General features: G+C 46.6%; 19 protein-coding genes. 10 read left to right on the top strand and 9 right to left on the bottom strand.

Annotated features, from left to right (window positions below; genetic code table 11):
* Positions 1-4 precede the first annotated feature (4 nt).
* The gene (locus tag QQL66_RS00250) at positions 5-967 is read left to right on the top strand and encodes an ABC transporter substrate-binding protein (protein WP_284377378.1); all 963 of its coding nucleotides are present in this window, start codon (positions 5-7) and stop codon (positions 965-967) included.
* Between the two features lie 47 nt (positions 968-1014).
* Here the strand turns inward: QQL66_RS00250 and QQL66_RS00245 are convergent, their stop codons facing one another.
* On the bottom strand, positions 1015-1698 hold the full coding sequence (locus tag QQL66_RS00245) for a response regulator transcription factor (protein WP_284378038.1): 684 nt from the start codon (positions 1696-1698) through the stop codon (positions 1015-1017).
* 279 nt (positions 1699-1977) lie between these two features.
* Here QQL66_RS00245 and QQL66_RS00240 point away from each other — a divergent pair, with 279 nt between their 5' ends.
* Positions 1978-3033: an SDR family oxidoreductase gene (locus QQL66_RS00240; protein ID WP_284377376.1), complete on the top strand. Its 1056-nt coding sequence runs from the start codon at positions 1978-1980 to the stop codon at positions 3031-3033.
* A 142-nt stretch (positions 3034-3175) separates the two neighbouring features.
* On the opposite strand, the gene QQL66_RS00235 is transcribed toward QQL66_RS00240, so the two are convergent.
* Both QQL66_RS00235 and QQL66_RS00230 read right to left on the bottom strand, forming a co-directional pair.
* On the bottom strand, positions 3176-3859 hold the full coding sequence (locus QQL66_RS00235; protein WP_284377374.1) for a helix-turn-helix transcriptional regulator: 684 nt from the start codon (positions 3857-3859) through the stop codon (positions 3176-3178).
* Positions 3860-3897: 38 nt separating this feature from the next.
* Positions 3898-4218 (bottom strand): hypothetical protein, encoded by a 321-nt coding sequence (locus QQL66_RS00230; RefSeq protein WP_284377373.1) that lies wholly within the window; start codon positions 4216-4218, stop codon positions 3898-3900.
* Between the two features lie 458 nt (positions 4219-4676).
* On the opposite strand from QQL66_RS00230, the gene QQL66_RS00225 reads away from it, so the two are divergent.
* Complete coding sequence (locus QQL66_RS00225; RefSeq protein ID WP_284377370.1) at positions 4677-5300, top strand: hypothetical protein; 624 nt, start codon at positions 4677-4679, stop codon at positions 5298-5300.
* 108 nt (positions 5301-5408) lie between these two features.
* On the opposite strand, the gene QQL66_RS00220 is transcribed toward QQL66_RS00225, so the two are convergent.
* Both QQL66_RS00220 and amrS read right to left on the bottom strand, forming a co-directional pair.
* Positions 5409-6437, bottom strand: coding sequence for a DUF2860 family protein (locus tag QQL66_RS00220; RefSeq protein WP_284377368.1), 1029 nt, complete (start codon positions 6435-6437; stop codon positions 5409-5411).
* Positions 6438-6636: 199 nt separating this feature from the next.
* Positions 6637-7755 (bottom strand): AmmeMemoRadiSam system radical SAM enzyme, encoded by a 1119-nt coding sequence (amrS, locus tag QQL66_RS00215; RefSeq protein ID WP_284377366.1) that lies wholly within the window; start codon positions 7753-7755, stop codon positions 6637-6639.
* 183 nt (positions 7756-7938) lie between these two features.
* Here amrS and amrB point away from each other — a divergent pair, with 183 nt between their 5' ends.
* The 3 genes from amrB to QQL66_RS00200 are packed head-to-tail and all read left to right on the top strand — an operon-like array spanning position 7939 to position 10218.
* On the top strand, positions 7939-8727 hold the full coding sequence (gene amrB / locus QQL66_RS00210; RefSeq protein ID WP_284377364.1) for an AmmeMemoRadiSam system protein B: 789 nt from the start codon (positions 7939-7941) through the stop codon (positions 8725-8727).
* Positions 8705-9319 carry an AmmeMemoRadiSam system protein A gene (gene amrA / locus QQL66_RS00205; protein WP_284377362.1) on the top strand — a complete coding sequence of 205 codons (615 nt, stop codon included), beginning with the start codon at positions 8705-8707 and terminating at the stop codon, positions 9317-9319. The genes amrB and amrA overlap by 23 nt, the downstream gene beginning before the upstream one ends.
* 50 nt (positions 9320-9369) lie before the next feature.
* Entirely contained in the window at positions 9370-10218 is an 849-nt protein-coding gene (locus QQL66_RS00200; RefSeq protein ID WP_284377360.1) for a DUF547 domain-containing protein, read from the top strand.
* A gap of 26 nt (positions 10219-10244) precedes the next feature.
* Here QQL66_RS00200 and QQL66_RS00195 read toward each other — a convergent pair whose 3' ends face one another.
* Positions 10245-11501 (bottom strand): diguanylate cyclase domain-containing protein, encoded by a 1257-nt coding sequence (locus tag QQL66_RS00195; RefSeq protein WP_284377358.1) that lies wholly within the window; start codon positions 11499-11501, stop codon positions 10245-10247.
* 191 nt (positions 11502-11692) lie between these two features.
* Between QQL66_RS00195 and QQL66_RS00190 the strand changes: the two genes are divergently transcribed.
* Positions 11693-12451 (top strand): TIGR01458 family HAD-type hydrolase, encoded by a 759-nt coding sequence (locus tag QQL66_RS00190; RefSeq protein ID WP_284377355.1) that lies wholly within the window; start codon positions 11693-11695, stop codon positions 12449-12451.
* Positions 12452-12616: 165 nt separating this feature from the next.
* Here QQL66_RS00190 and QQL66_RS00185 read toward each other — a convergent pair whose 3' ends face one another.
* The gene (locus tag QQL66_RS00185; protein ID WP_284377353.1) at positions 12617-16939 is read right to left on the bottom strand and encodes a PAS domain S-box protein; all 4323 of its coding nucleotides are present in this window, start codon (positions 16937-16939) and stop codon (positions 12617-12619) included.
* 283 nt (positions 16940-17222) lie between these two features.
* On the opposite strand from QQL66_RS00185, the gene QQL66_RS00180 reads away from it, so the two are divergent.
* From QQL66_RS00180 to arsJ, 3 genes are all read left to right on the top strand, one after another.
* The gene (locus tag QQL66_RS00180) at positions 17223-17525 is read left to right on the top strand and encodes a metalloregulator ArsR/SmtB family transcription factor (protein ID WP_431356875.1); all 303 of its coding nucleotides are present in this window, start codon (positions 17223-17225) and stop codon (positions 17523-17525) included.
* Positions 17526-17595: 70 nt separating this feature from the next.
* The gene (locus tag QQL66_RS00175) at positions 17596-18606 is read left to right on the top strand and encodes an ArsJ-associated glyceraldehyde-3-phosphate dehydrogenase (RefSeq protein WP_284377349.1); all 1011 of its coding nucleotides are present in this window, start codon (positions 17596-17598) and stop codon (positions 18604-18606) included.
* Complete coding sequence (gene arsJ, locus QQL66_RS00170) at positions 18606-19847, top strand: organoarsenical effux MFS transporter ArsJ (protein WP_284377347.1); 1242 nt, start codon at positions 18606-18608, stop codon at positions 19845-19847. Before QQL66_RS00175 ends, arsJ begins: the two co-directional genes overlap by 1 nt.
* Here arsJ and QQL66_RS00165 read toward each other — a convergent pair.
* Together QQL66_RS00165 and radA are read right to left on the bottom strand one after the other, a co-directional pair.
* Positions 19844-20701 carry a type 2 periplasmic-binding domain-containing protein gene (locus QQL66_RS00165; RefSeq protein WP_284377345.1) on the bottom strand — a complete coding sequence of 286 codons (858 nt, stop codon included), beginning with the start codon at positions 20699-20701 and terminating at the stop codon, positions 19844-19846. The two genes, arsJ and QQL66_RS00165, sit on opposite strands and share 4 nt — an antisense overlap.
* A 67-nt stretch (positions 20702-20768) precedes the next feature.
* Positions 20769-22142, bottom strand: coding sequence for a DNA repair protein RadA (gene radA / locus QQL66_RS00160; protein ID WP_284377343.1), 1374 nt, complete (start codon positions 22140-22142; stop codon positions 20769-20771).
* Positions 22143-22512: the final 370 nt, after the last annotated feature.

Raw genomic sequence — 22512 nt, 5'->3', positions numbered from 1 at the left:
TACTATGCGCGTTTTTTGGTTGTTTTTTTCCTTGTTTCTCTTATCTGGATGCAGTCCAAGTGAGCCAGAGAAAACAACACCGATAGTCCTGGGCACTAATCTTTGGCCTGGCTATGAAATGATGTACCTCGCCGAACACAAAGGGTATTTTTCCCAAGATCAGGTAGACATAGTGCAACATGCCTCTGCGTCTGAGGTGATGACGTCTCTCATGAACAACAAGATTAATGCGGCAGCCTTGACCCTTGATGAAGTACTTCAGGTTTGGGATAAAAACTTCCCCATCGAAGTCATTCTGATCACCGATGTTTCAGACGGGGGCGACATGTTGCTCACCAAACCAGACATAAAAAGCATTTATGACCTCAAAGGTAAAACCTTAGGCTTGGAAGACAGCGCCTTGGGTGCTTACATGTATGCACGTTTTCTTCAGGTGTCCGGTTTGAAAGAAGGTGATCTCCACAAAAAAACGCTGACCATTGATAAACACGCGGACGCCTTTGCCGCTGGCGAGGTGGATGCCATCATTACCTTTGATCCCCAAGCCGCCAAGATTAAAGCGATGGGCGCTAACCTGCTGTTTAGCTCGAAAGATATCCCCAACGAAATCATTGATGTGGTGGCTATTTCCAGAGGGGAAAATAAACCGTCAAAAGAGAACATTGAGCAGTTCATTGCAGGGTATTACCGCGCCTTGACCGACTTTCAAGCACAATCTCTGGACGATATTCAATACATCAGCCAACGATTGGGCATCTCAGACTCAGAAACTGAAGCCGCCTACCAACAACTCAAACTTCCGAACCGGGAAGAAAGCCTCTCCATGATGGGTATCGGCGGGGTCATGATCAATTCATTGAATTATATGAGTTTTATCTTGGAGAAGTCGGAACTGATTAAAAAAGGGTGCGACTGTCGTGACCTGATCAACATTAATCACATCGCCCATCCCGTTTCTGAAAAGTAATTCTTAAGCCTCCCAGAGAACGCCCGAACAGCAACTCTGAGAACAAATTACTGATCTGAATTAGTGTCATCTGTGGCAACATGGGCCGGGTGCTCAATGTCCAACTCGTGCAAGGCGATCACCGCCTGTGTGCGGTTACGAACCCCCAGCTTTTGAAAAATGGCCGTCGCATGGGCTTTGATGGTGGCTTCAGAAACCTCCAGCTCGTAAGCAATCTGTTTATTCAGCAACCCTTCATTCATCATCACCAACACCTTGAATTGAGAGGGAGTCAACGACGCCAGCTTCTCCGCCATTTCCTGCTCGTATTGAGAACGTTCATTGATGTTGGTGACAGGTTCAGGTGACCAAAGATCGCCTCCCAAGACGGTTTCAATCGCATGCTTAATGGTTTTCGGCTCGGCCGATTTCGGAATGAATCCCGCCGCCCCAAACTGCATCGCACGACCGATCACCACAGGGTCTTCCTGAGCGGAAATAACCACAACAGGGATGTCCGGATAATGATTGCGTAAGAACACCAGGGCCGAGAATCCTTGCGCCCCAGGCATATGCAGATCCAACAAGATCAGGTCTGCATCCTGATTCTCTTCCAGTTTCGCTTGTAAACCAGACACCGAATCCGTTTCATCAATCACTACGCCGTCCAACTGAACAGACATAATTTGATTAATAGCGGCACGAAATAATGGATGATCATCCGCAACTAAGATTCGGTAATTCATAGGCAATCCAAACACTCGGAACAAGATAAATTCAGAAGATGTATTTATATTTCAGAACAAGGTAGTAGCAGACTAAACATAAAGCATTCTCTTAACCCTGTCGAACGCAAACATCCAATTAACGACTACTATCAAAGACTGATTTGTAATAATTTCGACAGTACATGATCTGCACACTCATCACCTAAGGATCTTTATAGAGAACAAGAAGCTGTACATAAAAACCAGCCTCAGAAGCCGGATCTAAAACAACACATAACAACTAAGATTTCAGGAAGCGCACTTATGGGAACAACAGCAACCAACACCACACCACAAACCGTTTGCGTCACCGGCGCATCCGGGTTTATCGCCGCCCACGCCGTTGAGCAACTGTTGCAAAAAGGCTACCACGTCATCGGAACCGTCCGTGGCGACGACAGTAAATACCCGTACCTTACTGGTCTCGAAGGCGCTGAAGAGCGGCTTCGGTTAGTACAAGCCGACCTACTGAGCGAAGGTGCATTCGATGATATTTTGTCTGACTGTGATTACGTCCTCCATACCGCAAGCCCTTACATTATTGATGTAAAAGATCCACAACGGGATCTTGTGGACCCGGCAGTACAAGGCACAGTTCATGTGCTGGAAGCCTGTAAAAAGTCTCCTCGCGTCAAACGAGTGATACTGACCTCCTCTATCGCCGCAATCACCGACGAACCGGACAATCATCACGTATTCACCGAAGCCGACTGGAATACCAAATCCTCTCTGGATCGCAACCCATACTACTTTTCAAAAACCAAAGCTGAACAAGCCGCCTGGAAGTTTATGGAAGACAGCGATTTAACCTTTGATATGGTGGTGATTAATCCCTTCATTGTGATCGGCCCGTCTTATGGCCCAAGCCTGAACACCTCCAACCAGATCATCCGCGACATTATGAAAGGGTTGTTCCCGACCATCATGACCGTCAACTGGGGATTTGTAGATGTACGAGACGTGGCAAAAGCACACATTCTTGCAATGGAAACGCCTGAAGCCTCTGGTCGCTACCTCTGTGCAAATCAGTCGATGACGATGACCGAACTGGTTCAGTTCCTCAAAGACAGCGGCTATCGCAATTATCGGTTGCCGTTAGTCAACATGGCGAACCCGTTAGGGACGAAAGTGATGAAATTGTTGTCATACACTCAGCCTAAAGGTGTGGGCACTTACATGCGAACCAACATGGGCAAGGCCATGCAATTCGACAACAGCAAGATCAAAAACGAATTGAAGATTGAGTTCATTCCCGCGAAGGAAAGCATACTTGCAGCGGTCGAAGACATGCTGAAATGGAAACACCTGAAAGCGCGTTAACAGATTTCGACCATCGAACTAAAACCGGCGGCTTGAAGGCCGTCAGTTCTATTTGGAACTATGAATCTTCCCCCTTCTGCACCGATACCCAAAGCGTTACAGGGCTTTCCCTTACTTGATCAATTTATTTGTGATCAAGCTTCTAGTCGGCATCCACTGTACTGAGAAAATGCTTCAAACTGAGCGTTTCCGAGGTCTCAAAGAACTCACCTAACGGCTGTAATGAGGCAATGCGATCGAAGCGAAAATGACGATAGTCTTGCCGTAGCTCGCACCAAGCCACCAGCGTCCACCGATCCCCCCAACTCACTAACCCCAATGGCCAGATCACCCGTTCGGTTTGCTGCCCCTGCTCGTCCCGATAGGCGATCGACAGCTTTTGCATCTGCTCACAGGCGCGACGAATTTCAAGGTGACGAGCACGCTTGGGGTCATCTCGGCTCATGACAGGAATACAATAGGGTTGGTTCTCAGCGTATCCTTTCAGACGATCAGGCAACACTGAGAGGATTTTATCCTCAGCCAAAGAGGCCGCCGCCCCCAATTCCGGGTCGGTAAAGGCTTTCACCATCCGAATCCCCACCAACAGGGCTTGCAATTCATCGTTACGAAACATCAGTGGCGGCACTTCAAAGCCAGGCGTCAACCGGTAACCAATACCAGCTTCCCCCTCCACCGGAATCCCCGAAACAATAAGCGCCTGAATATCACGATAAACAGTGCGAACCGATACCTCCAGCTTTTCAGCCAATACCTCAGCCGTAACGGCGGTACGCCGCGACTTGAGTAAGGTCGTTAAATGAAATAGCCGCTCTGCCTTATTCATACCCTGCCTATTGTTTCGGGTCCTTTCTTACTGGTCGATTACCCTGCCGGATACGCCACTTCAACCTGAGCATGATTCATGTTGACCGTATCCGGGTCAATAGCCCGCATAAAATCAGAGTCTTTAAAGGTCTCCATGAACCCATCGCCCGCTTTGTTGGCCGCCTCCTTCGATGCCCAATGAATGATATCAATCCAGGTGCCATCTTCTTTTTCTGACAAACAACGGAACATAAAACCGTCCTGTGCTTTGAGCCACTGATCCAGCTCGCCATTGGCTTCCATGAATGCCTGCTTCTCAGTATCTTCCGTCAATTTGAAAAGACATACTTCCAGGGCTTCTTTTTGAGACTGTGACATCTTCCTACTCCTTAGTTTTCTTAGTATTTGTTTGTGTGAGTCAACACGTATCAAGGCCAACCGGACATCCATCCGAAATGTGTTTTACGCCATGACCACAGAAACGACTATAAAAGAGCCCAGTGTCAGGATGTGTCAGTAGAGATTTGAGAAATTGAGCGATTTGAGAAATTGAAAGCACGGGTGGAAAAGTGAACACCAAGATCGAGAAAGCACAAAAGCGTTTCACATCCCCAAAGATACGATTACACTTTATGGCAACCAAATGATCGCCATTGAACGATCACAATTAACCGATCACAATTGAACGATCACAAAGAAATACGTGAAACTAAATCATTCCGGATTCGTCAGAACTGTTCATTCAGACCAGTACAACTAGTCAGGTCATTTACTAGCCCGACCAATTCAACCATCCGGAACTGCTTATTCCAGATTATCGCTTTAGGGAGATATCAATGCGATTCAAACTGCTTGTTTCAGCTTGTCTGTTAGGCATCAGCTCATTTAGCTTTGCTGGCAACCTTAACTTTTTGGCCGATACCGTTGTCTCAGAGTTTACAGATTCCGAAGCTGAATCATTTAAAAGCTTTGTCGGTCAGCAATTAAATACCCTAAGCGATAAAGAAAAAGCGTTATGGAAGTCTGACGAAAGTAATCTGCAAGGTATCGTTCGTCCTAATGTGACGTTCCAACAAGACGGAACCCAGTGCCGTCAAACCCGCTTTTCACTTAAAGGCAAACACGACAAAAAGATGTTCTTTAATTTTGATGTCTGCAAATCCGACGGTGTATGGAAGATCAAACAATCGCCTTTGGCTCGTTTTAAACAGCAGGACTGGGACGAGCTTAACCGTCAGCTCACCGAAGCCCTAAACGATGGGGCGGATGGTTTCCCGGTAAGCTGGAGCATTCGTCATGCAGGCGTCACCGGTTCAATCGTACCGCTGGATCAACACACCAACAAAGACCGAAGCTGCCGGGATGCAGCCATCAGTGTGGCCGACAGCAAGGGCCATACCTCCAGCGGTCGCTATGAGTTCTGCAAACAAGGTCAGGAATGGGTTCGTACCATAGACTAAACCCTGTGTAAGCATGAATGATTCATCAGGAACACAAAAAAGGCCGAATCTCATAACAAGATTCGGCCTTTTTGTTTTTAAGGGGAGCAGCCCCTATAAACCGGTTAGTTAGAAACGGTAGAGAACACCCAATGAGCCGGTCACTACATCGGCATCATAGAAATTAATATCCGAATCAGACTCGGCATAGCCCACCGTCGCTAAACCAGAGAATCCTTCCCAACCAAACAGATTGTGGTATGTGCCGACAATGCTGCCACCAAACGAGTCCCCTTCTTCAGTAATCCCGTAAATAGGGTTTTCTTCATCGTGTTCAAAGTGGGAATAAAACACCGTGGTAATTAAGGAGTATTGAGGTGTGTTATAGAAATAGGCAAGCGATCCACCGTATTGGCTTTTTGCCATCGCCTCGCCATCGAGATCATAATCCCGATAGTTGATCTCTGGAACGAGAAACTGACCTTGCGCGATCGAGTGTCGATAACTGATCGTGATGGCATTCAAATCCCCTTCACGACTCAAGTCATCTTGTTGAGCAGCGGTGATGGCGCCTTGCGCCACCAAGGCATCGCCGGAGTCTTCATCGTCCAGCTCAATGCTTCGGTGGGTCAGTTCCACACCAAATCCTGACCCCATAATACCTTGCCAGCCAATTCGTGCACCGGACGAAGCACGATCGGTTTCATCACGGGAAGACCCCGTCTGATAAGGGTCAGCATAAACCTCGGTAGGGATGGCCGAGAACAAATAGGCGCCGTAGACAATGCTCTTATCTGCCAGTTCCTGGCGTACGCCCGCCTGGAAGGTTAAATCGTATCGAACCAAGTCTTCCAGCGCCGACCCTAGAAATAACTGAGTGCGGGATTTCGAAAAGGTATAGTTCAATTCACCGGTAAAAAAGGGAGAGACGTCACTTTCCGATCCTGGCTTATCATCAAGACTATCAATGTTTGAATCGGCCAAATCGCCATTCGGCCCGGCGATCATGTTGCTGGAGTATTCCGTAGCAGACAAACCCACAACGAGCGAACCAGAGAAACCTGACTCTTGAGGGATAGGTTTAATGGGTTCGGCAATAAGTGGCGTAGAGGAAAGAGATAAAGCAATCGCTGCTGCAAGAGATATCGGGCGGGCCATAAGCGTTCCTTGACTTATATTAGGAGGGTTGCAAACACTGGATTGGAATTAATACTAGCCCAGAAGTTCCTCGAATACAGTAGCTTACAAAGGTTTTAATGAAGATTTAATGTTGCTCTAACACAAACGAGAACAAACGAGTACTGACAAATACAGACGAATACAGACAAACACAGTCGGCCGCCTCTAGGCGTGTTGACTATGCATGTTGAGATAGCTGCACAGGAAGACGCTTGGCGCCCCAATTCCCCGCTTCACCCTGAAACATCCCCGGAATTTGATGCCCACAATTAAGGCAATGTCCGGTCGCATCCAACTGCCATTGGCCTAACTCATACCAGTCTCGCTCAATAACCCTTAAATCACACACAGGACAATAGGTACTGCTGCCCGCTGTGTCATGCACATTGCCGGTATAGACGTAGTTCAGTCCGGCATTCAAGGCAATCCCGCGAGCGCGGGTTAATGTACTTGCCGGGGTATGCGGTTTATTACGCATTTTCCAATCCGGGTGAAAAGCACTGAAATGCAGCGGCACATCGGGTCCCAGTTCATCGAACAACCACTGCGTCATTTGTTCTAATTCCTGATCACTGTCGTTTTCATCGGGAATCAACAAGGTAGTAACTTCCAACCAACAAGACGTCTCATGTTTCAGATACTTCAAGGTGTCCAGTACCGCATCCAAATCAGCACCGCATAAATGTTTATAGAAGCGTTGTGAAAACGCTTTGAGGTCGACATTCACTGCGTTCATATGTCGAAAGAACTCTTGTCGGGGCGTATCGCAAATATAACCGGCAGTCACCGCCACCGAATTAATGCCATGCTGTTCACAGGCCAACGCCGTATCCACCGCATATTCCAGAAAAATCACCGGGTCATTGTAGGTATAAGCAACACTCTTACAGCCCAGATTAGCCGCAGCTTGAGCCAAGGTTTCCGGCATAGCGGTATCAGCCAGGGTATCCATCTGGCGGGACTTACTCATGTCCCAGTTCTGACAAAATTTACAGGCCAGATTGCAGCCAGCCGTGCCAAAAGACAGTACCGACGTGCCGGGATAGAAATGGTTCAGCGGTTTCTTCTCAATGGGATCAACACAGAAGCCGCTGGAACGGCCGTAAGAATAGAGCACCACTTCGTTGTTTTCACGCCCTCGAACGTAGCACAATCCACGTTGTCCTTCATGCAGTTTGCAGGCTCTTGGGCATACGTCACACTGAATTCGATCGCCATCGATCGCATGCCAGTACTTGGTAGGAAAAGTGGCTGGAGGTGACTGTATTTTTGATTTCTGTGTCATTGATTGCGACATGTGATGGCCTCCTAGAATCAGACCATAAGACCTGGTGTTCTACCTATCCAACACCCACAAGAAGAGAGCCTGCTATACTAATAGGTGTTCTGAGCCAAAAATTTACTCTGGATTAACGTTCGCACAAATCCGTCTGCGCCTTCTTTAAATTTAGTCCAGATATTGCAGAAATGGGGCTGAAACATGTACATACGACAACCTGCAGTCGCTGGAAGCTTTTATCCTGATGATAGTCAGCAGCTTTCAGCCATGATCGCTCAATTCATGGATTCAGCCATCGAATCAGAACCCATAAGTCGTTGCCCAAAAATGCTGATCAGTCCCCACGCCGGTTACATTTATTCAGGGGCTGTGGCAGCATCGGCCTACCACCAGCTTGAAGACTATACCGACACAATTAAGCGTGTGGTTATTCTTGGGCCATCTCATCGTGTACCGTTACAAGGGGTCGCCATTCCCGACGCCAGTTACTTCAAAACCCCCTTCGGTAACATTGAAATTGATCAGTCAGCGCTGTTGACCATTAAACATCTGGACGGGGTAAAAGTGAGCCCTCACGCACACGCCTACGAACACAGCCTGGAAGTACAACTGCCTTTCCTTCAACGCATTCTTGTGGACTTCAAAATCGTCCCCTTGGTCGTTGGGCAGACAGAGCCCCATATTGTAAGCGGCGTCATTAATGCTCTTTGGGGAGGTCAGGAAACACTCTTTGTCATCAGCACCGATCTGAGCCACTACCACGCCTATGAACATGCCCGTGAACTCGACCAACAAACCAGCTCAGCCATCGAGCACCTGCACACAGACATTAATTGCGATCAGGCCTGTGGATGCTATGCGTTAAATGGAGCCTTGATGGCAGCCAAACACCATCATCTAACACTCTCCACTTTGGATCTCAGAAACTCTGGGGACACTGCAGGTACAAAAAACCAGGTAGTGGGGTATGGCGCCTATGCCCTATTCTGATCTGACTCCACAACAAAAGATCAAGTTACTGACGTTAGCGCGCACAACCATTCAACATGGGACTCAATGTGCAGATCCCGATCTTGCCGACTTTACCCGACATCAAGCCAGAGAGCTTGGGATTGCCGATGATGAACTACTCCATCAGCCGGGCTGTTGTTTCGTAACCTTGCATTTGAATGGAAAACTAAGAGGCTGCATCGGAGCACTCACGGCCTTCCAACCACTGATCAACGACGTGGTTGAGCATGCGTATGCGGCCGCATTTAAAGATTACCGGTTTCCACCTGTCACGCAGGAAGAAGTTCAAACGCTCCAGATCGACATCTCCTTGATTAGCCCGGAAACGGAGATTCCCTGTACCAGTGAGGAAGAATTGCTCTCGGCACTGGAACCCCATAAAGACGGCTTAACCATTCGGGATGGCTTCCGACAAGCCACCTTTCTTCCGAGCGTCTGGGAGCAACTGCCCGACCAGCATGACTTCTTAGATCAACTTCGACTGAAAGCAGGAATGCCTCAAAAACATTGGTCGTCCGACTTCAAAGCCTATCGTTACCACACATTATCGTTTGGGGAAGGAACCTTTTGAGTGAATTGTGTTTCTAATTGTTTCACTCTGATGCACTTGTTTTGAATCCTATGCCGGCTAAAACTCTATTCTCATCTCTGAATAATTACGTTCTGATATTTATCCTGTCACTGATCAGTGCCTTGGTGCGGGCAGACGACATTTGGTCATATTGGGATCAAAGTAATGACAATAACACCGCCACCATTGATCACACGCTCTGGCAAGACAATCTGAAGACGTATCTGAGTTCGAATCATCCCAGTGGCATCCACCTTTACGACTATCAAGCGGTAACGACGTCAGATAAACAAAGCTTGGCCAGCTATTTAAACCAGATGAGCAAGCTTGATCCCAGAGACTATGCAAAACAGGAACAGAAAGCCTATTGGATTAATCTCTACAACGCCCTTACCGTTCAGCTGATTCTGGATCACTATCCAACCACCAGCATCCGAAAACTGGGCGATAGCTTCTTCTCCTTTGGTCCGTGGGATGACCCTGCGATAACCGTCGCGGGTCAGACGCTAACCCTCAATGATATTGAACATCGCATCCTTCGTCCGATCTGGAAAGACCCGAGAATTCATTATGCCGTCAATTGCGCCAGTCTATCCTGCCCTAATTTAGCGGCATCGGCCTACACCTCAGACAATATTGAGGCACTACTGGAGGAAGGCGCCAAAGCCTACATTAACCACTCAAGAGGCGTTAGCTGGGAAGACGAAGAGCTTGTGTTATCCAAAATCTATCACTGGTATCAAGCAGACTTTGGCAAGGAAGAAAAAGACGTGATTCAACATCTGATTCGATACGCTTCACCCGAGTTGGCTACCCGACTCAAGCAGTATGATGAAGACCACAACGGCATTGATTACCGTTACGACTGGTCACTCAATGAACTCCAGGCATCCAAATAAGCGACACCAATTAGGTGCCATGACGACTAAGCCGTACCGAACTCGGTGATGCAAAACGGTAGGCGTTGCTTTTTAGCCTGATACATATTGGCATCGGCAGCTTTGATCACTTCCATCGCATAACTGGCTGATGCCCCTGAGCCACAGAAACTTCCGCCCACATCGATCTCCGGGTAATAACACTGTCCATCCACTTCGACCGAAATAAACGAGTTGAGAATTTTGTTCGCAACCACCGTCATCGCATGAGCATGGGGTATGTTAGGAACAATGATGATGAACTCATCGCCACCCCAGCGAATCATAATGTCTTCTTTTCGAAGGGCATCCTTAATATGGTTCGCGCCCTGTCTCAACACTTCATCACCTACATGATGGCCGTGATCGTCATTAATGCCTTTGAAATCCCGGTAATCGATAAAGAACAATCCGAATGGATTGCCCGAACCGCATACTTCATGCAATAACGAACGCCCCACATCCTTGCGATAAAAGCCGGTGAGATCGTCGTAATAGGCTTTTTGCTCCAGATTCAACAACTGCCGTTTCTTCGAAGAAATGTCATCGCCGATGAATAATAAACTGTCCAATTGCCCGTATTTGTAGACGGGAATAATGTAGAGGTCTTCGTCGTAGCGATAACCTTCTTTGGTCGAGCTTTCAAACTCGGCCCTGAAATCATTGTGATTAAGGATTTCTTTTAACAAGCTATCCGGGTCATAGCCATCAAGATGCTTCAGCTCAAAAATGCTGCACCCCAAGACATCCTCTTCCGAAAAGTGTGTTTTTTGTAGAAATTTGGGATTCACCTTACTGATCTGACCTATCGCATCGGTAATGGCAATGGCGTAAGGGTTGTAAGTAAAGAGACTGGAATCGTCGCTGAGATCTTCTAATTTTTTCTGCTGGTAAGTAACATCTTCCCCGATCAACATCGCAACCGTTTGGTCATGATCCAGATGAATTTGCTGAGCACGAAAGCGTAGCGTCATCTCCCGACCGTATTTCCCCACCAACTTCATGTCGTAGTTTTCCCGCTGTTCCTCATCCGCAAAGAGTTTGTGGTAGACGAGGAATTCTTTGGGCTTATCTTTCGGAATCAGCTTGGCAAAATAATCCGGAAATTGTTCAAAGGTCTCGTAATCCAGTAGGTGTAACAAACGAGGAGAGATATCTACAACGCGATTATTCCAAATAAGTAGATAGTATGTTGCCTGTTTGAAAAAGCGCGTAATTTGATCAAGTAATCTTAATGACGTCTCGGGTATCGACTCGTCTTTCATCCTGAACCCCTTCTAAAATCAGGCGTCGGAAAGAACTAACTCTTGTACAAAATTCAACCACATGAGCAACTAAGTGATTAATATATAGCCCATACCTAAGACTTTTTCTAATCTCTTTGTATTACTCTGGTGGCAACTATACTGAGTAGATAGTGCCTGAGCCCCCACCTTGCGATGAAGGAATGTAAGAGATGATAAAAGCAATCTTTTTTGATCTCAGTGGTGTCCTGTTTGAAGGCAATCACCCGATTGAACATGCCGCCAAAACCATTAATCGTCTTGAACACGGTGGGTTAATTCTTCGCTTCATCACCAACACGTCACGAAAAACAAGACAACAAATCCTCAGTGAACTACACGCGATGGATTTCCAGATCCAGGAAGATCAGTTATTCACAGCTCCGGAAGCGGCAAAAAGCTGGTGTATCCAGCGCAACTTATCTCCTTATTGCCTGGTTCACTCAAACATCAAATCAGAATTCGAAGAGATTGAAACGCCCCCCTTTAACGCCGTTGTTATTGGTGACGCAGAACATGACATGAGTTACGAAAACTTGGATAAGGCGTTCGAAGTGTTATCCACAGGCGCACCGCTGATTGCGATTGGCAACAATCGCTACTTTAAGGATGAAGATCGTCTACATCTAGACACAGGCCCTTTTGTTAAAGCGTTGGAGTTTGCCTCGGAACAACAAGCAATTGTTACGGGTAAGCCTTCCACTGCCTTTTTCGAACAAGTCATTGCCTCGACCGGCTGTAAACGTCATGAAATATTAATGATTGGTGATGATGTCATCAGTGATATTGAAGGGGCAAGAAAAGCCGGTTTAAAAGCCTGTTTGGTGAAAACAGGAAAATACCAACCCGGCGATGAGCTAAAGATTTCACCACCGGCCGACGTCGCATCGGATGTTACGGCAGCCATCAATCATATGTTACCTGCCATATAACCTCAGCAAAGCTTAAAGAGCAGCTGAGACCGTCCGAACACATTTGTTTCAGCCCCTTTAAAGTGAGAAGCGTTTTAGCCCAACGGCTATAGGCTGTTTTCAAATCACTGATGAGCGCTTATTCAAGTCACCTATAACGATTTATTCAAGCCTCTCAAAAAGTCTTTATTCAAGCCACTTATGAAGCATTTGTTTCAGTAACTTGGCTTCAATGGGCTTTGAAAGATAGTCATTCATTCCAGCGTCAATGCACTTCTCTCTATCCCCTTTCATCGCATTGGCCGTCATCGCAACGATGGTGACATCTTTGAATCGCTCACCCGCTGCACCATTACGAATTTCCTGAGTGGTTTGATAGCCATCCATTTCCGGCATCTGGCAATCCATCAAGAGCAGAGTATATGGCGCATCTTCAGGTGCTTGATGCAATGCCGCAATGGCTTCAACGCCATTTCCTGCGATGTCACAACTTAACGACATGCCTTCCAGAATCCCTTGAGCCACCGCCTGATTGATGTAGTTATCTTCCACCAACAGCAATCGAGTCTTATCCGGCCATAAATCAACCGAGACTTCTTCTTGTTCTGGCAGTACAGAAAGATCCAATGTTTCAGCCGTTTTTTCTAAGGAAGGCAGAATAATCCGATCACTCCTTTCTTTATCTTTTAATTCCTTGATGTAATGACGCGTAACTAATGGATCGGCCTCATGCAGGGCCTCCCCATTATCAAGTACGACGGACAAGGCATTAAACAAATCGGAGGTGGTTGTCGGTTTCGGGAAATATGCCTGATACCCTAAATCAGCAAAAAACTTGGCATCGCCTCGATTACTGATGGCGGTCATCATGATCAATTGAAGTGAATCGTATTGAGGGTTACTTCTGATTCGACGTCCAAGCTCAGCCCCATCAAGAATTGGCATGTGGAAATCGACAAATGCCACATCAAAATTCAACTTTTCGTCATCATTAAAGCGAGCATCTATACATTGCATCGCTTCAAAGCCATCACTGAGAACCGTTACATTGGCGCCCCATAACTCTAACTGTTTCTGAAGAATTTCGCGGTTAGTGGCGTTGTCATCAACGACCAAGATTTCCCGACCTTTGATCGATACGGCCGGCACCACCTGTTGAGTCTCTGCACTGGTGGCCAGTTCAACGTTAAAGGTAAAACAACTGCCCTGATCTGGTGTACTTTCTACAGAAATAGAGCCGTTCATTAATTCACAGAGCTGCTTGCTGATGGCCAGACCTAACCCTGTTCCGCCATATTTGCGAGTGGTAGATGCATCTACTTGAGTGAAGGAATCGAACAGAGATTTAATTCGGTCTTCTGGGATGCCGATACCTGTATCGGTAATGCTAACATCCAGGCTCAATTTCGAATCGCCCATATCAGTCAAGGCCGCTCGTATCAGCACCTCGCCTTTGGTGGTGAACTTGACGGCATTCCCTACCAGGTTGGTGAGAATCTGTCTCAACCGGCCCGGATCACCTTTCACGCGCGTATAATGAATTTCAGTGATATCCAGGATCAGCTCAATCCCTTTCTCTTGCGCTTTCTGGGCAATGGATTCCGCAAAGTCGCCCAACATAGCCCTGAGATCAAATTCCAGAATTTCAAGATCAAGCTTACCTGCCTCAACTTTTGAGAAATCCAGAATGTCGTTAATCAACACCAATAAAGACTCGCCACTGGATTTGGCCAAACGCACATGATGCAGTTGCTCGCTGGACAGAGGGCTTTTCGCTAATAACGAGAGCATCCCCAACACACCATTCATAGGTGTACGAATCTCATGACTCATCGACGCCAGGAAATTACTTTTGGCAATGGCCGCTTGCTCAGCAAGATCCTTAGCTTCTGCTAACTCACGTTGCACTTTAACCCGTTTATCTATGTCCTGAAACGAGCCAAACAGTCTCAGGCATTTGCCCTCTTTAATTTCAGCACGGCCCGTTGCCTGAACCCAAATTTCACGCCCCTGAGCCGTGACCAGCTGACACTCTTCATTCCAGGGATCACCCGTTTCAATGGCTTTGCTAATTGCGCTCTGAATCCGCTCCCGGCTGTCGCCTTCTTTATAAAAGTTGATCGCATCCTCTATTTTAGGCTCAAAATCTTCCTGCACCTCATGGATGTATTTGGTCATGTTCGACCAATAGATCTGCCCTGACTCCAAATCGTACTCCCAAGCGCCGATACGGCCCTGTAAGCTCATTTGCTCCAGAAGCTGTTGCTGTTGGGCTAACCGTGCTTCTGCCTGCTTCTGGTGTGTAATATCCAGACCAAAAACCACAAACCCTTGCAGCTCTCCGTATTCGTCAGTAAGCGGAGTAGACCGAAGATCCAACCAATACTCTGCTCCAGAAGTATGATTGTTTCTAAGCTCAAGTCGGAAGGCCTGACCTCGTTCAAAGCTCTGTGTCATTTCATACAAGACGGCGGAATCGGCACCGTCCTGAGATAACAAGCTTTCCAGGCTCTGATATTTAACCGAATTGAAGAAATGCCCGGTGAAGGCTTCAAACGAAGGGTTAACCCATTGAATCTTGCCTTGGGTGTCCGTCACAATCACAGCGTTATCAGTTTGGTTGGCAATACGGGAGAAGCGGATCAGTTCATTCTCAGCCTTCTTCCGCTCAGTGATATCAAGGTGTGTGCCAACCATTCGCACAGGGTTCCCCTGATCATCCCACTCCACAACACGCCCGGTATCAAGAACCCAAACCCAATGCCCCGCTTTGTGTTTCATTCGGGCTTCACACACGTAATATTCGGTTTCTCCCGCCCAGTGTGCATTGAGAAGCCGCTCTGAGTCAGCAAGATCTTCGGGGTACGCCAATCCGGTCCAGGTATCGATAGTAATTGGCTCAAGCTCTTCCAGCTCATAGCCAATAATCTCAGCCCAGCGACGGTTAAACTGAACTTCTCCTGTTTGAATTTGCCAGTCCCAGATCCCTACTGCGGTACTGTTGACCACCAGTTCGAGGCGTTCCTTGGCTTCTGTAATTTGTCGCTCTGCACGTTTTTTCTCTGAAACGTCGCGGATTAAGCCGGTAAAGAAACGCCCCTTAGAAGAGGTAACTTCAGAGACAGACATTTCAATTGGGAAGACTTCGCCAGATTTACGAACCGCTGTGAGTTCTTGCCCGGATGAGAGAAAATCATCCCGCTGATCATGAAGGTATTTTGCAATTCCGTTGCTTTGCTCGTCAGAGTCAGTAGTTGGTAACAAGAGGCTGATGTTTTGTTGTTGAACCTCATCAAAGCGATATCCAAAAATGATTTCTGCGGCCTGATTGAAGGATTGGATATTTCCTTGCTCATCAATGGTAATAATGCCTTCTGCCGCTTTATTCAGGACACTGGACAAAAACTGGGACGATTCTTCGGCTTCAGCCGTGCGTTCATCCACCAGGGATTCCATATTCTCTTTGTACTTGTCCAGCGCATCGCCCATCTCATTAAACGTACTGGCCAAAGACCTAATCTCATCCTCCCCCTTGTCCGAAATACGATAATGAAAGTTACCCTGACTAAAGGACTTCGCCCCTTTATGAACATTTCGTATTCTGCTTAAAATGAGTCTGTCAGACGCCCAAAATACTCCAACCACAAGAATCAGCATCAGAGGAATAACCGTCGTCATCACAATAATTGTCTGATTGCGTAATGGCGCAGTTAATTTATTGGCATCGAAATAAAACTCCAGTACAAACTTCTCTCCACCCAGATAGAGGTTTCGTTCCTGAGTGAAGTAACTCGAATGCTCTTGCTCTTCTCCAGCAAACTGCTGGCTGTGTTCATTGACCAAATGTCCGCCCACCAACGGGTAGTCATAGGTTTGTAGTCGCTTAATCACTTGATCGATCTCAAACGAGATGGACTCTTCAAAACGATAAGCAAGCACAACCCAGCCTAAGGTTTGCCCTTTGTACAAAATAGGCGCCGAAAACCACTGAGATTTTCGGCGGTCGTAGACACTTAAAATATTAAAATACGGGTCTTCTCCGGGGGTTCCCATAGAAGGCAACTGAGGGTGGAAGTTAGGCGCCATCACTTCCTTACTCATGTCTTTGCCTATTAAGCCTCGAGGCGTTAACTGGTTGGTAAAAAAGTCTTGCGAGTTAGCCGCTACAATCTGCTTGTTTGAATCCAAAATCGTCAGATAAAAGAGTTCTGGATAAGCTGCGGCAACGGTATTTAGTTTTTCAGTAAGCTCATTGTAGTTTGTACGTTGCAAAGCTTCTGAAAACGCTGTCCCTGCGGCAATGATCTTGGCACTGTGCTGGACACCCAATAATTGGCTTTCAACTAAGTTATACGTATTTTGCAGAGTAACCTGAACAAACTTATTGGTTTCAGAAAGCAGCAGTTCCTTGGTTTGAAAGTTAATAAAATACGATGCCAAAAAGACACAAGGGAAGACACAGGCGGTGGTGATCAATGCTAACTTATGCCCAAGGTTTAGTTTATTCAAACCCGCTCAATTCCTATGCTCATTTAATTATTGTTGGATCTAATACCCTTAACCTTGAGTAGGTCAGCGTTTATTTCCTTATACAGGAGATAAATTTAGCCCAGATAGCGTTAAATTTCCTGATCTAAATAAGGTTTGCTGCTTATTAAAATACTTTTTACCATACATATGTTATTTCATATATATGATTTTCCATATATCATATCAGCTTGATTATTTGCACCCAGCCCAGGTTTCCATGAACCCAGTAAACTTTTACAAATGTTTAGCGGACGACACCCGCTTGAGATGCCTTCTTCTGATTCAACATGAATATGAGCTTTGTGTCTGCGAACTTACCGCTGCCATTGATGAGAGTCAGCCTAAAATTTCTCGCCACCTTGCTCAGCTTCGTAAGTATGAGATCCTCACAGACCGAAGGCAGGGACAATGGATTTTCTATCAGATAAACCCTGAACTGGCTAACTGGGCTAAAGAGATTATTCTTACTACATTGAACGCAAATCCCGCATGGATTGAGCCTAATATAGCGAATCTTAATGCTATGGGGGAACGTCCTATTCGAATGCAAACCTGTTGTAGTTGATCTCGCTTTTTTAGTGAATTCCCTAAGTGATATCCGATCACACCGTCATCATTTTTATTAGGAGCTGATCATGGCAATTAAAGTAGGTATTAACGGCTTTGGAAGAATGGGACGCCTTGCCTTTCGCGCCGCCTGGGACTGGCCTGAACTTGAATTTGTTCAAATCAATGATCCCGCCGGTAACGCAGAAACCTTGGCACATTTAACGAATTTCGATTCTGTCCACGGTCGTTGGACATATCAAGCCGAAGCAGTGAATAATTCACTCGTTATTGATGGCCAATCCGTCGTCTGTACTCAAAACACCCGCATTGAAGATACTGATTGGTCGGATTGCGATATCGTCATTGAAGCCAGTGGCAGAATGAAAAGCAAAGCCCTACTCCAAAGCTATCTGGATCAAGGTGTTAAGCGTGTGGTTGTTACCGCGCCTGTCAAAGAAGACGGCGTACTCAATATCGTACTTGGCGTTAATGATGACCTCTATGATCCGGATTTGTACCCCATCATCACGGCGGCATCCTGCACCACCAATTGTCTGGCTCCAGTGGTAAAAGTAATTCATGAAAACCTGGGCATTAAGCACGGTTCGATGACCACCATTCATGACATCACTAACACACAATCCATTCTGGACACACCGCATCAGGATCTCCGCCGAGCCCGTGCTTGTGGAATGAGCCTAATTCCTACCACAACAGGTTCGGCAACCGCGATTACACATATCTTCCCCGAGCTGAAAGGCAAGTTGAATGGCCACGCTGTACGTGTTCCTCTGGCTAATGCCTCATTAACAGACTGTGTCTTTGAGGTTGAAAAGGCGACATCAATTGAAGAAGTAAATCGGTTACTCAAAGAAGCATCCGAAACGACGCTCCAAGGAATCTTAGGTTTTGAAGAACGCCCACTGGTATCCATCGACTATAAAACAGATCCTAGATCCAGCATTATCGATGCACTGTCAACTATGGTCGTTAACGAGACCCAGGTAAAAATCTATACTTGGTACGACAACGAGTGGGGGTATGCAAATCGTACTGTTGAGTTAGTTAAAAAAGTGGGGCTGATGGATCAAGCCTGATGTTAGAACGCTTTTCTCAACTCTCGTCAGAAATAAAACAGTATTTCATCATCACAGGAAACTACTGGGCTTTCACCCTGACCGATGGTGCACTGCGCATGCTTGTAGTGCTGCACTTTCACACTCTGGGTTATAGCCCTCTGGACATCGCCCTGCTGTTCTTGTTCTATGAAATTTTTGGGGTCATTACCAACTTAACAGGCGGATGGTTAGGCGCACACTTAGGGCTGAATAAGACCATGAACATAGGTCTTGCGCTTCAGGTTGTTGCGCTTTCGATGCTACTGGTACCTGACGACTGGCTGACCGTTGCTTGGGTGATGGCTGCTCAAGCGTTATCCGGTATTGCCAAAGACCTGAACAAGATGAGCGCCAAGAGCGCCATCAAGCTGTTGGTGCCTTCAGACAGTCAATCCGTCTCTAGCTCAGAGCAAACCCTTTACAAATGGGTTGCAGTGCTCACAGGCTCGAAGAATGCATTAAAAGGCGCAGGGTTTTTCCTGGGTGGTTTTTTATTGATGACACTCGGGTTTACGGTCGCCATCTTTACGATGGCCATTGCATTAGCTCTGGTCTGGCTACTCAGTATGTTCTTACTCAAGAAGGACTTGGGTAAAGCGAAGAATAAACCCAAATTCAGAGACATTTTTTCCAAGAGCCGTGCGATTAACTACCTTTCCGCCGCCCGATTGTTTTTATTCGGTGCAAGAGATGTCTGGTTTGTCGTCGCACTACCTGTCTTTCTAGCCTCTCAATTTAGCTGGGACCATTGGTCTGTCGGAGCCTTTCTCGCGATTTGGGTCATCGGCTATGGTGCGGTACAAACGCAAGCCCCGAAGATTACTAACCGCAACGGAAACCAACCGCCTAATGGTCATCATGCCTTTGTTTGGGCGATCTTGCTGTTATTCACACCGGTACTTATTGCTCTGGCATTAACGTTTGAGTTAAATCCAACCTTAGCGTTATTGGGTGGACTCATGATCTTTGGTGCTTTGTTTGCAATAAACTCATCCTTGCATAGCTACTTGATCGTCAGCTACGCAAGAAATGACGGTGTATCTCTGGACGTGGGCTTTTACTATATGGCAAATGCAATGGGACGGCTGATAGGAACACTTTTGTCCGGTTGGTTATTCCAGGCATACGGACTGATTACCTGTCTCTGGGTATCCGCCTTGTTTGTCGGATTTGCGGCCTTGCTATCGATAGCCTTGCCGAATACGAGAGAAGCGATTTAAAGATGAATCCAGTAGTGATTATCTTCAGGCAAAGGAACCGTGAGCAGCGGATTCACCAGTTCATAAATCCGGCTCTCTGCAAAACGTTCTAGAGGAAAGGCATCACGGGTGACTGGATGCGATTTTATGAATTGCATTAACTCACCCGATTCCACCATCTTACGCAAACCTGCATCAATCTTTTGAGCCAGAGCTTCATTATCTTTGTGGGTGAAAAACAACATTGGAAATCTGTATTTGAGCACTATTTTGTCATAGACAATCAAGTCATCCGCCCCACCCGACTGCTCGAAAGAAGAAACCTCACCATAAACTTCATTCAGTCCTCTCGGGAAGTAATGACAACGCCCCACACTCAACATGTCATACATCATTGCAAACTTTGGCGCTCTCACAACACGATAACCGTTATGTTCCAAAATATCCGAATCAGGCCACTGACTTCCCTGACATGCCCGAAGCTTTTTTAATTCCACTTCATCCAATGCATCAAACTTCGCTTTGTCTTGTCGACGAATGACGGGCAAGCGGTGACCCAGCATCCCCATGGTCAGAGGCACAGTAATCACTCTGAAATTATCCGCCCGAACCGGGTTAATCCCAGCCCAAAAAACATCCAGCCGGTGCTGTTTGAGCAGTAAAAATCCGCGATCCTGAGTCAGGTCCTCTACCTTCAAAACCTCGATTTGATAAGCACCGCTTTTCTTTAACGATTGCTCCAAGAGTGAGACAAAAAAACTATGGCTGATATCATGTTCGGACTGAGCAGGACGCACAAACAAAGTTTGGGCGACACTTGCCCAAGAACAACATACAAGAAAGAAGAAAAGCGTTAAACGTTGACAACAAGGCATGGGAAATCCAACTCACCGAAACATTATTTCGTGATTTAAGCTTAGTTTTAAACAGACAAAAATGTCACTAAGAAAGATAATCCAATGCTTCTGAAATCCGGGTTACCGGAATCACTTCCAGACCGGGAATTGTTTCTTTAGGCGCATTGGCTTTAGGAACAATGGCTTTCTTGAAGCCATGCTTTGCTGCCTCTCGAATGCGTTCTTGACCACTTGGTACAGGGCGAATTTCACCAGACAAACCGACTTCTCCAAACACCATCATATCCATAGGCAATGACCGATTACGGAAGCTGGATAGAATAGCCATGACCAAAGCCAGATCCGAGCTAGTCTCTGTAACTTTCACGCCACCAACCACATTCACATAGACATCCTGGTCACCAGTATGAAGACCACCATGACGATTCATTACTGCGAGAAGCATCGATAAACGATTCTGATCCAATCCTACGGCCACACGACGAGGGTTGCCAAAGTGACTTTCATCAACCAGCGCTTGTACTTCGACCAGCATCGGGCGTGTACCTTCCCAGATGACCATAACCGCTGAGCCTGCTGCAGCTTCCTCGCCTCTGGAAAGGAAAATTGAACTCGGGTTTTTAACTTCGCGCAATCCCTTATCCAACATGGCAAAAACACCCAATTCATTGATCGCACCGAATCGGTTCTTAATCCCCCGTAAGGTTCGATAACGCCCGTCCGCTTCGCCTTCCAACATAATGGAAGTATCAATCATATGCTCAAGCACTTTAGGGCCAGCCAGAGAACCGTCTTTCGTCACATGTCCGACCAAAAACAAGATCGTCTGACTCTGCTTTGCAAACTGTGTCAGGAACGCCGCAGATTCTCGTACCTGCGAAACACTACCAGGCGCTGACTCTAATCCTGCTAAATGCATCACCTGAATTGAGTCAATGATCATGAGTTTCGGTTGTTCTTGACGAGCAATGTTAACAATCGCCTCGACGTCCGTTTCAGCTAACATATTGACGTTATCTGTAGGTAGACCCAAACGTTGAGCTCGCATTGCCACTTGCTGAAGGGATTCTTCACCTGTTACATAAAGGCAAGGTTGAGATGCAGCCATTCGACATACGGTCTGTAATAACAACGTCGATTTACCAGCCCCTGGATGACCACCAATTAGAATTACTGAACCAGGAACTAAACCACCGCCTAATACTCGATCAAATTCCTGCATACCGGTTGTAATTCTTGGCATCTCTGCCAAATCAACCGAATTAAGTGCGACCACTTTCTGAGTCGTCTGACCAGCATAGCCTGAACTACGAACACTCGCTGCTGAAGTCCGTTTGCCAGTATCAACCACAAACTCTTTTAGAGTATTCCACTGGCCGCAACCAGAACATTGCCCTTGCCACTTAGAGTGATCAGAACCACATTCTGTACAGACGTATGCTGTCTTTCGCTTAGCCATTGAAAACCCTTAAAACGTTGAATAAAAGAAAGCCATTATACAAACAGAGGTTCAATAGGCTATGAGAGATTTTGTGTATATTCAGGAACAGGAACAGGAACAGGAACAGGAACAGGAACAGGAACAGGAACAGGAACAGCTTATCCATGTTCTGAGGGTCACGTCTTGTTAGGAATACCCTGTTTACCTTTGGCCCAATGAGTTTGCCTTATAGGCTTTGAAACTTATTAGTGATTAGGGATTAGGGATTAGGGATTAGGGATTAGGGATTAGAGATTAGAGGCTGGGCTTTTCAGCATCCAATCAGCAAGGAACTGTTTCTTAGCGCATTTTTCCCGCGCAATAAAAAAGCCCTGATGCGTTAGCATCA

Source organism: Litoribrevibacter albus, from assembly GCF_030159995.1.
Lineage (GTDB): Bacteria > Pseudomonadota > Gammaproteobacteria > Pseudomonadales > Litoribrevibacteraceae > Litoribrevibacter > Litoribrevibacter albus.
This window is presented reverse-complemented; position numbering and strand designations above follow the sequence as displayed.